Origin of the sequence: Alcaligenes pakistanensis, from assembly GCF_014652815.1 — a bacterium.
Taxonomy (GTDB): Bacteria; Pseudomonadota; Gammaproteobacteria; order Burkholderiales; family Burkholderiaceae_B; genus Alcaligenes; species Alcaligenes pakistanensis.
In genome coordinates this window covers 177046-189846 of the sequence record NZ_BMZN01000002.1, presented here as the reverse complement: position 1 = coordinate 189846, position 12801 = coordinate 177046, and the positions used below count along the sequence as shown (strand labels likewise).

Annotated in this window: 9 protein-coding genes and 1 tRNA gene; 5 read left to right on the top strand and 5 right to left on the bottom strand. The window is 55.7% G+C overall.

The window, feature by feature from the left end:
- Positions 1 to 9: 9 nt before the first annotated feature.
- Positions 10 to 94: transfer RNA gene (locus IE156_RS05860), tRNA-Leu, on the bottom strand.
- A gap of 306 nt (positions 95 to 400) precedes the next feature.
- The gene (locus IE156_RS05855; RefSeq protein ID WP_189391605.1) at positions 401 to 1468 is read right to left on the bottom strand and encodes an AI-2E family transporter; all 1068 of its coding nucleotides are present in this window, start codon (positions 1466 to 1468) and stop codon (positions 401 to 403) included.
- Positions 1469 to 1991: 523 nt separating this feature from the next.
- Between IE156_RS05855 and IE156_RS05850 the strand changes: the two genes are divergently transcribed.
- The 4 genes from IE156_RS05850 to IE156_RS05835 all read left to right on the top strand — a co-directional run bounded on the left by IE156_RS05850 (position 1992) and on the right by IE156_RS05835 (position 5842).
- Complete coding sequence (locus IE156_RS05850; protein ID WP_189391604.1) at positions 1992 to 2372, top strand: cupin domain-containing protein; 381 nt, start codon at positions 1992 to 1994, stop codon at positions 2370 to 2372.
- 61 nt (positions 2373 to 2433) lie between these two features.
- Positions 2434 to 3432, top strand: coding sequence for a Bug family tripartite tricarboxylate transporter substrate binding protein (locus tag IE156_RS05845; RefSeq protein ID WP_373296494.1), 999 nt, complete (start codon positions 2434 to 2436; stop codon positions 3430 to 3432).
- Positions 3433 to 3449: 17 nt separating this feature from the next.
- Positions 3450 to 4679 carry a CaiB/BaiF CoA transferase family protein gene (locus tag IE156_RS05840; RefSeq protein WP_189391603.1) on the top strand — a complete coding sequence of 410 codons (1230 nt, stop codon included), beginning with the start codon at positions 3450 to 3452 and terminating at the stop codon, positions 4677 to 4679.
- Positions 4676 to 5842, top strand: a complete 1167-nt coding sequence (locus IE156_RS05835; RefSeq protein WP_189391602.1) for an acyl-CoA dehydrogenase family protein — start codon at positions 4676 to 4678, stop codon at positions 5840 to 5842. Before IE156_RS05840 ends, IE156_RS05835 begins: the two co-directional genes overlap by 4 nt.
- A 9-nt stretch (positions 5843 to 5851) precedes the next feature.
- On the opposite strand, the gene IE156_RS05830 is transcribed toward IE156_RS05835, so the two are convergent.
- The 3 genes from IE156_RS05830 to ilvD all read right to left on the bottom strand — a co-directional run bounded on the left by IE156_RS05830 (position 5852) and on the right by ilvD (position 9790).
- Complete coding sequence (locus IE156_RS05830; protein ID WP_189391601.1) at positions 5852 to 6607, bottom strand: IclR family transcriptional regulator; 756 nt, start codon at positions 6605 to 6607, stop codon at positions 5852 to 5854.
- 2 nt (positions 6608 to 6609) lie between these two features.
- The gene (gene nadE / locus IE156_RS05825; protein ID WP_189391600.1) at positions 6610 to 7437 is read right to left on the bottom strand and encodes an NAD(+) synthase; all 828 of its coding nucleotides are present in this window, start codon (positions 7435 to 7437) and stop codon (positions 6610 to 6612) included.
- Between the two features lie 493 nt (positions 7438 to 7930).
- Positions 7931 to 9790, bottom strand: a complete 1860-nt coding sequence (gene ilvD / locus IE156_RS05820; RefSeq protein ID WP_189391599.1) for a dihydroxy-acid dehydratase — start codon at positions 9788 to 9790, stop codon at positions 7931 to 7933.
- Positions 9791 to 9953: 163 nt separating this feature from the next.
- Between ilvD and ppc the strand changes: the two genes are divergently transcribed.
- A complete protein-coding gene (ppc, locus tag IE156_RS05815) occupies positions 9954 to 12788 on the top strand; it encodes a phosphoenolpyruvate carboxylase (protein WP_189391598.1) in 2835 nt (944 codons plus the stop codon).
- The last annotated feature ends 13 nt before the right edge of the window (positions 12789 to 12801 follow it).

Below are 12801 nucleotides of genomic sequence, written 5' to 3'. Positions count from 1 at the left end.
ATTTTAAGCTGGTGCCCGGGGCCGGAATCGAACCGGCACGCCTTGCGGCGGGGGATTTTGAGTCCCCTGCGTCTACCAATTTCACCACCCGGGCTAGGTATGGCAACCTGGGAATCCAGGCTTGGAAGGAAAGAAAGTTATTATACGCAGATTACTAGGGGTTTTGGCAAGCCTTTGAACAATTTTTTTGTGTGTGAGCTTTCGTCTGAAGAAATCTCTACGACAAACCGCCCTTGGGGCCTGTTTTCCACCTGCTTTGTCACAGCTGGTTAAGTAATAAAAGGCCGCTTTCACTAGAAGCCTGCATCGGTGTGCTTCCGGAGCACCTAAGCCTCATCAACCAAAAATAAAAACAGGCCAGGTACGCTGTCCTGGCCTGCCAATAAGACGCCCTACTTCTCTACTCTTCAACAGCCACGTGCTGTCCATTGCGAATCCACTCTCTCCAGATCGCCACCAACAGAGCCATCAGCACCGGGCCGATGAACAGGCCCACGATACCCATGGTCTGCACACCGCCAACCAAACCAAAGAAGGTTGGCAGGAATGGCAGTTTAACGGGACCGCCAACCAGACGCGGTCTAAGCGTCTTATCTACGATGAACAGTTCAATCGCCCCCCACAGGAACAGGCTAACGCCCGCAACCAAGTGACCAGAACCGATCAGGTACAGGGAAACCATCGTAAAGGACAACGGTGCCCCACCAGGGATCAGCGCCATAAAACCGGTAATGACACCCAGCAGCACTGGAGATGGGACGCCTGCAACCCAATAGGCAATCCCCAGGACCAAGCCCTCACCCAAAGCGATCAAACCCATGCCTGTCACTGTGGAGTTCACAGTAGCCGGCACGACACGGGAAAAACGCTGCCAGCGGCCTGGCAGGACGCGCTCGCCCACGATGTCCAGCTGGAGCAGCAATCTGTCGCCATCTTTAAAGATGAAAAACAGGGTGATCAGCATGAAAAGTACGGTCAGCAGCAAGTGGAAGACGTTCCCAGTCGCTGACAGAACCATACGGTAGATATTGCCCAGATGCTGGCCACTGACCATCTCGACCAGTTCGCCCAAGGCGTGGGGCTCACCTAGATAGACTTGCCAATACTCGGTCAGGCGCTCGCCCATTAAGGGCATGGCTTTGATCCATTCGGGCGTAGGTGTGCCGTATCGGTTGGCGGCCAAGGCCCAGGTGATAAAGCTGCTGGCTTCCTGGATCGCAAAGGACAAGGCCAGTGACAGGGGCACGACCAGCACCAGAGTGACGGCGAGCAGCGCAAGTGTGGCGGCCAGCGCGGTGCGGCCATTGCAGCGCACAACCAGTCGTTTATATAAGGGCCAACCGGCCAGGCCGATGATCAGCGCGGCCAGTACAGGGACCAAAAATCCCTTCAAAAAGTAAACGCCTGCGGCCAGCACAAGCAGCAATAGCCAGCGGGCGATTAGAAATGCGGGTAAGACGGGTTGCATAAACGGTGGAGACCCTCTTGTCTATTGGTCTGGGCATGGGTCGGTGCCCGAAAGTTTTTTTGACGATAGCATGATCGCCGCGCAAGGAATACCCGTTTCTTACACCAAGCTGAGCGGGGTGTTTGATACGGGAATCGGTATCGGACAAAACCGGCGTTTTAACCTTCGCTCCGAGTGGGCCCGAGATAAGGGCTTGCTTCGGGTTTAAAGGCTGAGCAGTTGATACGGTGCCCTCTGCACTGTAATCAGAATCCACTCGCTAAGGCGTTTATGTCTTACGCCTATTGCGTTTGCATGGGTCCTGACCCCAAACCTCGATCGCATGCACTGACTTAGCAAGTATCCTCCCTGCCCGCTGAAAGAACTACAAAAAATAAAACCTTCAGCATGAAAAAGAGAGTTTGTCTGGCATTGGCAACTGATAGCGCCCCCGCGACCCTCCCAAAAACCATCCACAGGTAAACCCCAGTTTTTTTAATTTTTCACATACGTAAAATATTTTTCTCACACAGGAAATACAGAAATGAAAAAACCATCTTGGATTGTTAGTCCCGAAGACGCGCTTGCGTACTCTCCGGCCAACCACACGGGCACAGTGAATCGTCGTCTGATCAGCCAGGCCAATGTCGGTGCTAAGCATGTGGAAGTGCTGCTGGGTGTTATCGAAAAGAATCAAGGTGCCCTGCCCCATGCGCATCCTGGCATTGAGCAGGTCTGCTATCTGCTCAGCGGGACTGCCGATGTGGAAGTTGATGGCGAGCACGGCCAGATGAAGGCAGGCGAGTGCTGCTATTTGCCGCCAGACAAAAAGCACGTTTTCACTGTCACCAGCGATGAGCCTGCTCAGCTATTGGTGATTTACTCCCCGCCTTATGAAGAGCACCCCGATCGGGTTATTCGCTGATCCGCTTGCGCTTGCTGGCTTGGGCTGATGCGCCCTGCCTTTCCACCCTGAGGAGACCGCTATGAATTTCAAGAAAAAAAATCTTTTGCTCTCGCTACGTTCCCGCTGTACGGCCGTACTGGCATGTAGCGCCGCCATGCTTTTGATGGGCGGTAATGCCTGGGCTCAGTATCCGGAGCGAGCCATTACCTTGATCGTGCCCTTTCCTGCGGGTTCGGGCACAGATGCCGTAGGTCGGATCTTTGCAGAAGAGATCGGCAAACGGGTCGGTCAGACCATCATTGTTGAAAACCGCCCCGGCGCAAATGCCTCGATTGCAGCCAACTATGTGAAGCGGGCCGCGCCCGATGGCTACACCCTGTTCATCACCACCAATACATCTCACTCTGCCGCCCCTTGGTTGATGAAGAACGTACCCTACGATCCGATCAAGGATTTCACGCCCATCGCTCGTGGCGGCAACCTGCCTTTTATTCTGGTAACGAATCCCGACCGCCCCTACCAAACCGTGGAACAGCTACTGCAATACGCCAAGGCCAACCCTGGTGTGATTACCTATGCCTCGGGCAATAGCACCGGCATCGTGGCAGGCGGAACCTTGGACCTGCAAGCAGGCATGAAAGCCCTGCATGTCCCGTACAAAGGCACACCGCAGGCGCTGACCGATCTGATCGCCGGGCAAGTGGACTTCATGTTTACCGATGTCACCTCCGGGCTGGCCTTTATCAATAGTGGTCGTCTGAAAGCCTTGGCGGTGTCGACAGCAAAACGCAGTGCTTTGCTGCCCGATCTGCCCGCTATGGAAGAAGCAGGCTTGTCTGACTTTGACATTACCTCTTGGAATGGATTTTTTGGTCCAGCGGGAATGGAGCCAGAGCATGTTCAGCTGCTGAACCGCACGATTAATGAGGTGGTTCAGGACGAGGCCGTGCGCCAGAAGTTGGCTCAATTAGGTTTCGACGCCTTTAGTGGTCCACCCGAGGAGTTCGCTCAGTTTGTTCAGGAACAGTACGTGCTGTGGGGCAAATTGATTGATGACGCCAATCTTGGCCCTCAGTAACTGCGTGGACGCCTGTTATGACTGAACACAAGAAGGACAACGCTGGTCCACTGAGCGGTATCCGTATTCTGGATTTAAGCTCGGTAGTGATGGGGCCCTTCGCCACTCAAATCCTGGCTGATCTGGGGGCCGATGTGATCAAAGTGGAGTCCCCCAGCGGGGATACCATGCGAGCGGTCGGACCTATGCGCAACACGGCTATGGGCGCATTATTTCTGCACCTGAACCGCAATAAGCGATCCGTCGTACTGGATCTGAAAACCCCAGCTGGTCAAGAAGCCTGCCTGCAATTGATCCGGGAATCTGATGTGCTGCTCTACAATCTGCGCCCAGCGGCGATGGCACGTCTGGGTCTGGATTATGAACGCGTTGCCGCCGCCAACCCAGCCATCGTTTATGTAGGTGCTTATGGTTTCGGGGAGGATGGCCCCTACGCAGGCCGTCCCGCCTACGATGATTTAATCCAGGGCATGACAGGGCTGGGACACCTTTATCAACAACAATCCGGTGATGTGCCCCGCTACACCCCGTTGACCTTATGTGATCGCACCGTCGGTCTGCATGTAGCGGTAGCCGTGCTCGCGGGTGTCATTGAGGCCCGCCAAAGCGGCCAAGGTCAGGCGATTGAAATCCCCATGTTCGAGGCCATGGCACATTTTGTGCTGGGCGATCATTTGGGTGGTCACTCCTTTGAACCTGCCCTGGGCCCCACCGGCTATGCCCGTCTGCTGGCCAAAGAACGCAAACCCTACCAAACCAGTGACGGCTTTCTGGTTCTGCTGATTTATAACGACAAGCATTGGGCCAAGTTCTTCTCCTTGATCGGCCAGCCCGAACTTCAGCAAGAGCCACGCTTCAGCTCGCACTCCGCCCGCGCCATTCATATTGGCGAGGTTTATGACTTTGTGGCCTCGCATATAAAGCAAAAGGACACCGCCTATTGGTTGCATGCCTTGCGCCAGGTCGATATCCCAGCCGCCCCCTTGTACTCCATCGAGCAACTGATTGATGACGAGCATCTACAAGCGGTGAAGCATCTGCAACACATGGATCACCCTACCGAGGGCCCCATCTGCACGCCCTCCCCCTTGGGCAACTACTCACGCACCCCGTTAAGCATCCGACGCCATGCCCCTGGCCTGGGCGAACACACTGCCCAAGTGCTGGCGGAGCTGGGTTACAGCGAGCAGGACATCCAAGCCATGCTAACCAGCGTTCACCCCTCACCCCGAGAACAGATCGTATGAATATCGAATTAAGCGAAGATCAACGCGCCTTGGTGCAGGCCATTGAATCGGTTTGCCAGCAGTTTGATGACGAATACTGGCTGGCCCGCGATCAGGATGGCATCTACCCCCATGACTTTCATAAAGCGCTGGCAGACGGCGGCTGGTTAGGTATCGCCATGCCCGAGCAGTACGGCGGTGCGGGCCTGGGCATGATGGAAGCGGCATTGATGATGCACACCATCTCCCGTACCGGTGCCGGATTCTCCGGTGCCTCTGCCGTGCACATGAATATCTTTGGCCTAAATCCGGTGGTGGTGTTTGGCAACGATGAGCAGCGTGCCCGTTTTCTGCCGCCCCTGATTCAAGGTAAAGACAAAGCCTGCTTTGGCGTCACCGAACCGAACTCTGGATTGGATACCAGCAAGCTGGAAACCCGTGCCGTTTTGCACGGCGACCACTATCAGGTACATGGCCGAAAAATCTGGATTTCCACGGCGCAAGTCGCCAACAAGATTCTGCTGCTGGCTCGCACAAGCCCACTGTCCGACGTCAAAAAACCAACCGATGGACTATCGCTTTTCTATACAGACCTGGATCGCAACACGATTGAAGTGCGTCACATCGACAAGATGGGACGGAATGCGGTGGACTCCAATATGCTGTTTATCGACGGGCTGCGCATCCCTGTTGAAGACCGCATCGGCGAAGAAGGCAAAGGCTTCAGCTATTTGCTGCACGGCTTGAATCCAGAACGCATTCTGATTGCCGCCGAGGCCATTGGCTTGGGTAGGGCGGCTTTAGAGAAGGCAACGATCTACGCCAAAGAACGACACGTTTTTGGGCGGCCGATTGGACAGAATCAAGGAATACAGCACCCACTGGCCCAAGCCTGGATGCAATTGGAGGCAGCCGATTTAGTCACTCTTAAGGCTGCGGCTTTATATGATGCTGGCAAACCTTGCGGAGAGTACGCGAACGCCGCCAAATATCTGGCAGCCGAGGCGGGTTTCCAGTCTTGTCAGACTGCCATCCAAACTTTGGGAGGCATGGGATATGCCAAGGAATACCATGTAGAACGCTATCTACGTGAAAGTTTTATTCCACGACTGGCTCCAGTCAGCCCGCAGCTAATCATGTGCTATATCGCAGAGAAAGTGCTGGGACTGCCCAAGTCTTACTAAGACCTCGCCTCAAGGCTCTTCAATAAAGCGACACGCTACTCGCAAGCGCTCCGCGTAACTTTGCAGGTTCTGCTCAATACGATAAACAGGACCTGCAATCGAGATCGCATAGCTGCCGCCTGAAATCCGTATAGGCCAGGCAATACCACCCACGTCCGACATGGATTCGCCCATATTGCCGTACCAGCCGCGTTGCGCGGAGACTTCCAGGTCGGCATTCAAACTGTCCAGACTGACCAGCGTCTTGGGCGTGAAGGCTTCCAAAGGTCCATCGCCCAACAGCTGGGTGCGTTCTTCCAACGTCATTTGAGACAACAGCGCTTTACCAATAGAGTTAGCGTGAACATGGCGCTGAGTTCCCGCCACTGCCACATAACGAATGGGATGCGGGGAGGAAATCACCTCCACATAGACCACTTTTTTATCCAGATCCAGCTTGCCGAACACCACGGTTTCCTGCGTGGTGTTACGCAGTTCTTCCAGGCTGGGGCGAACCTTTTCCAGAATGGGGTCTGCCTGGGAAATACGCTGCGCCATCGCCAGCAAACGACCCGTCGGGTAATAGCCTTGCCGGCGTCCCGTCTCATAGATATACCCCTGCCGAGACAAGGTGCGCAGCAAAGCCAGACAACTGGACACAGGCGCATCCAACAAACGCGCCATTTCAGACAGCGCTAAAGGCCGCGTCTCACGGGCAAACAGCTCGATGATTTCAATAACGCGCAAAGCCGTTTTGACATTGCTCTCGGCAGGTTTGGTGCTCATGGTCAGGGCGCTACCGGCAAAGCTCGTTTATGAGCCGAAGCCTGGAAGGTCTTGATGATGATCTGCGTGGCTTTGTCGTCTGTGACTTTGCCTTCCAAAAAATCATCAATCTGATCGTAGCTGACACCAAAGGAATCTTCGTCAGGCTTCAAGGGCGTCAGACTTTCCAGATCAGCGGTTGGTACTTTGAAGACCAAGGCATCCGATCCACCCATGGCGCTTGCCAAAGCGCGTACCCGTCGCTTGTTCAAGCCCGCCAAAGGTGTGATATCAGCAGCACCATCCCCAAATTTAGTGAAGAAACCCATCAATGCTTCGGCAGCGTGGTCTGTACCGACCACTAAACCACCATTCGCCCCTGCAATCGCATACTGAGCCACCATGCGTTGACGTGCCTTGATATTGCCCATCAGAAAATCCTGCTGTGCGGCATCGCGAAATGTCAGGCCAGAGGCCAGCAACTGCTCCAGCATTGCATCCGATGCAGGTTTCACGTTCACGACTAAGGTCTGATCGGGATTAATGACCTTCAGGCCGCCTTGGGCATCCTTCTCGTCGGCTTGTTCACCGTAAGGCAAACGCACGGCAATGAATTGCGCTGGATGACCTTGCTCCCGCGCCTGCTCTACCGCTCGCTGGGACAAACACCCCGCGGCCAAAGAATCCACACCACCGCTGATCCCCAAGACCAGACTACGGCAGCCGGTACGCAGCAAATAGTCACTTAGAAAGCGGACACGACGCTCAATTTCTTGCTGAACATCGAAATGATCCATCATCCCCAATTCCGCACGAATACTGGCTTGTATAGCGCGTTGATCATCAGTCATGGCGCAGGCTCTCTAAACAAAGTGAACAATAGTTCGATTGTAAAGGACTGGAGAAACTGTGCCAGACGGTATCTACGCCTCCAGTTATTTAATACGTAATCAAGATGGCCAAAGCCTGAAAGCCCAACACAAGAACAAGGTATAGGCTGCTGTTCCTCTAGAGCCGCCCAAGCCCGTTGCCCTGGCTCTAGGCGAGTCAGACAGCTTGCCGCAGGCGGAGTCTCTCTTCGGGGTACAAGCACTCTGCTGTTTGAGCGCGACGCTTATAGCTCGTCCGGGGGACGAGCTATCGCGCGAGTTCAGAGTGCGCCCGAAGGGAGACTTCGACAAAGGCACCGGTGCGCAGCACCGGCAAGCAGTCCGCCTGGAGCCAGGGCAACGGGCTTGGGCGGCGTCTCTACGAAGACCGATGCCTCATACATCGCACGAAACCCATAAAAAAACCCCACCTGCCAAAACAGGTGGGGTTTCATCAACTAAAAGCTAAACCAGCTTAGCGATCCAGTTGCGACACATCACGTACCGCGCCACGGTCAGCCGATGTCGCCAAGGCGGCGTAGGCTTTCAGTGCTTGCGACACAACACGTTCACGGTTCACAGGCTTCCAAGCCTTAGCACCACGCGATTCCATTTCGACGCGACGTGCAGCCAGCTCTTCATCGCTGATCGCCAAATGCATACGGCGGTTAGGGATATCGATCTCGATGGTATCTCCGTCCTGCACCAGGGCGATGTTGCCACCTTCCGCCGCTTCAGGTGAAGCGTGACCGATTACCAGACCCGACGAGCCACCAGAGAAGCGGCCATCCGTGAACAAGGCCGAGCTTTTGCCCAGACCCATAGATTTCAGATAAGACGTGGGGTACAACATTTCTTGCATTCCAGGACCACCTTTAGGCCCTTCGTAGCGAATGATGACCACATCGCCTGCCTTGACCACGCCGTCCAAAATGGCAGCGACGGAATCGTCCTGGCTTTCGTAGACACGCGCGATGCCGGTGAAGGTCAGAATGCTTTCATCCACGCCAGCGGTTTTAACGATACAACCGTTAATCGCCAAGTTGCCGTACAACACCGCCAAACCGCCATCTTGCGAATAGGCATTCGCCTTGTCGCGAATGCAACCCGTGGCCCGATCGGTGTCCAGATCTTGGTAGTAACGATCCTGGCTGAAAGCCACTTGCGTAGGAATACCACCAGGGGCAGCACGGTAGAAGTCGCTAATTGCCTTGACGTTTTCGCCCTTGATGTCCCAACGCTTGATGGCTTCACGCAAGGTGCCGCTGTGTACGTTGCCTACATCCAAGTTCAGCAGGTTGGCGCGACCCAATTCAGCCAGAATCGCCATAATGCCGCCGGCGCGGTGAACGTCTTCCATGTGATATTCAGGTGTGGCGGGGGCTACTTTACACAGACAAGGTACACCGCGCGAAATGCGGTCGATGTCGGCCATCGTAAATTCCACACCGGCTTCTTGGGCTGCAGCCAGCAGGTGCAGCACGGTATTGGTGGAGCCGCCCATGGCCACATCCAGGGTCATGGCGTTCTCAAAGGCCTGATAGGTAGCGATGTTACGTGGCAGAACGGATTCGTCGTCTTGCTCGTAGTAGCGCTTGGCCAGATCAACAATCAGGCTGCCAGCTCGCTCGAACAAGCCTTGACGACGAGCATGCGTGGCAACAATGGTGCCGTTACCTGGCAAGGCCAAGCCCAGAGCTTCAGCCAAACAGTTCATGGAGTTGGCGGTAAACATGCCCGAACAGGAACCACAGGTAGGGCAAGCGCTACGCTCAACCGCTTCAGCCTGTTCGTCCGTCACATTTGGGTCAGCCGCTTGAATCATGGCGTCCACCAGATCCAGCTTTTGCAGCACCGTCTTGCCATCAGGCGAATAGACCTTGCCTGCTTCCATCGGGCCGCCCGACACAAAAACAACAGGAATGTTCAGGCGCATGGCAGCCATCAACATACCGGGGGTGATTTTGTCGCAGTTGGAGATACACACCATGGCATCCGCACAGTGCGCGTTGACCATGTATTCCACCGAGTCGGCAATCAGTTCGCGCGAAGGCAGGGAATACAGCATGCCGCCGTGGCCCATCGCAATACCGTCGTCCACTGCAATGGTGTTGAACTCTTTCGCTACACCGCCGACCGCTTCAATTTGACGGGCAACCAGTTGGCCCATGTCTTTCAGGTGTACGTGACCGGGTACGAATTGCGTAAAGGAGTTCACCACCGCAATGATCGGTTTGGAGAAATCCTCGTCTTTCATACCGGTGGCGCGCCACAGGGCACGCGCGCCGGCCATATTACGACCGTGGGTCGAGGTACGGGAGCGATATTGGGGCATGACTACTCTCTGAACAGGAAAATTATGTAAAGATACCTATCATAAACGTCCCAAGGCGCTTTGTGCGCTTCATGGTCGGGCAGGCGTCTTACAGTTGGGCGGCTACCGATCTGGCACCCAGAATCCTTTGCAGCAAAACCCCTTATTTCACAGGAGATATATTATGCCGCAGGCCGTGCCTGACCTTTCCAACCTGCTCAGACAGGACATCCGCTTTCTGGGCAAAGCCCTGGGAGAAGTGATCCGTGACAGCGAAGGAAAGGCGACCTTCACGCTGATTGAAGCCCTGCGCCGGGCCGCTGTCAGTTTCAGACGTGAGCACGATCCGCAGCAAGCACGGATTCTGGAAAAGGACATTCCAAAGCTGAACGATGCACAGGCCCGTTCTGTGGCCCGTGCCTTTGCTTACTTTCTGCACCTGTCCAATATTGCTGAGGATCGGGACCAGAACCGCCGCCGCATGGAGCAAGACCCCGAGCAATTGCTGGGCAGTTTGCAACACGCGATTCAGACCTTGATGGATCAGGGCCTGAGCGCCAAAAAGATTCGCCGCTATCTGCAAGAGGCTTGTGTGATGCCGGTTCTAACGGCCCACCCCACCGAGGTCCAACGCCAAAGTACCTTGGCCGTGCATATGGCCATTGCCGACGAGCTGAACGGTCTGGACCATAAAGCCACGGCCACCCAATCGGCCCGCACCCAGGAAAAGCTGACTGGCCTGGTGTCCCTGCTGTGGCAAACCCGCATGCTGCGCGATCACAAGCTGACCGTCATGGACGAGATCGACAACGCACTGGCCTATTACGGCTCCACGTTCCTGCCCACCATTCCGCAGCTGTATCACGATCTGGACCGCTTGCTGGAGCCGGGCAAGAAAAGCCTGCTGGATCAGAAAACCCGCGCCCTACCCGCCTTTTTGCGCATGGGCAGCTGGATTGGTGGTGACCGCGACGGCAACCCTAATGTGGGCCCTGAAACCGTAGAGCAAGCCGTGCTGCGCCAGTCCACGCGCGCGCTGCAACACTATCTGGAACAAATTCGCCTGCTGGGTACAGAAATCTCGGTATCAGACGCACTGAACCGCGTCAGCAAAGACTTGGCTGCCTTGTCAGCCAGTAGCCAGGACCCGTCTCCTCACCGTGTGGACGAGCCTTATCGCCGCAGTTTTATTCACCTGTACGCTCGCATGGCGGCCACGGCACAAACCTTGCTGGGTCGAGATCTGGCGGATCGCCCCACTTACGCCGCCCCGCCCTATGCCAATCCCCAGGAGTTCCAGGCCGATCTACAAGTTATTGCCGACTCTTTGGCTGAGAACAAAGGCGGTGCGATCGCTGGTCTGCGCTTGAATGAATTGATTCAAGCCGTAGAAGTGTTTGGCTTTCATCTGGCTACGCTGGACCTGCGCCAAAGCTCCGATGTGCACGAGCGTGTTCTGGACGAACTGTTCCGCGTAGCAGGAACGCAGTACAAGGACGAGCCAGTCAGCTACCGCCAGCTGTCCGAAGAAGACCGCATCACCTTGCTGCGGTCGGAGCTGCGTCACCATCGCCCTCTGGTTTCACCTTGGTATCGCTACTCGGAAGAAACCGAGAAAGAACTCTCTATTCTGCGCAAAGCCGCCGAGTGCCGTCGTCGCTTTGGAGCCCGTGCGCTGGAACAAACCATTGTGTCGCACACGGAGACGCTCAGCGATTTGCTGGAAGTGCTGGTACTGCAACAGGAAACCGGGCTTATCGTGCCTAACTCCAACGAGCCTGAGCACCAAGGCCTGATGGTCGTACCGCTGTTCGAGACGATCCCTGACTTGGAGCGTGGCCCACAGATCATGCAGGAATGGCTGGACATGCCTGAAATCCGCCAGCGTGTACGCCACGCCCAGGACAGCGTGCAGGAAGTGATGCTGGGCTATTCAGACAGTAATAAAGACGGTGGCTACCTGACCTCCAACTGGACGCTGTACCGTGCTGAGCGTGAGTTCGCTCAAGTCTTTTCCCGCCGTAAAGTGCGCCTGCGCCTGTTCCACGGCCGTGGCGGCTCGGTAGGCCGAGGCGGTGGTTCCAGCTTCGACGCCATTCTGGCGCAACCACCCGGCACCGTGAACGGCCAGATTCGTCTGACCGAGCAAGGTGAAATGATTCAAGGCCGCTACAAAGATGCGGACGTGGGTCGCTGGCATCTGGAACTGTTTGTAGCCGCAACGCTGGAAGCCAGCCTGGGCTCGCGCAAAGGTTCGTCCAATGACGACGAGCACCTTGCCGCCTACGGTGAAGCCATGGCCTGGATGTCCGAGCAAGCGCATCAAAGCTATCGCCAACTGGTCTACGGCACACCGAACTTTGATCAGTACTTCTTCCAGTCCACTCCGATCAAGGAAATTGCGGGTCTGAATATCGGCTCGCGCCCATCGTCGCGCAAAGCCACGCAAAGTATTGAAGACTTGCGTGCTATCCCCTGGAGTTTCTCCTGGGCGCAATGCCGTCTGCCTATTCCCGGTTGGTACGGCATGGGCACGGCCTTGAATCGCTATCTGGAGTCAGGTTTACCCAAAGACGGCCTGAATCGCGCCAAACGCCTGGCGCAGTTACAGACCATGGCGCGCGAGTGGGCCTTCTTCCGTACTCTGCTCTCCAATATGGAGCAAGTGTTGGCCAAGACTGACCTGGATATCGGTCTGAAGTACGCCGGTCTGGTGGAAGACGAGGCCTTGCGCGAGGGCATCTTCACCCAGATTCGCGAAGAGTTCGACCTGACACACCAACTATTCCGCGAAATCACAGGACACGAGCTGTTGGCCAACGATCAGGCGCTGCAAGATGCTCTGGTCGAGCGCTTTGCCTATATCGACCCGTTGAATCACTTGCAGGTTGAACTGCTGCGCCGCCATCGCCGTCAGGGCGAAAAGGCCAACAAGCCTACACGCAGCGGCGTCAACAAGCAGCACGTTATTCACCTGACGATTAACGGTATTGCGGCTGGCCTGCGCAACTCGGGTTAAGAGCGAGATTTGG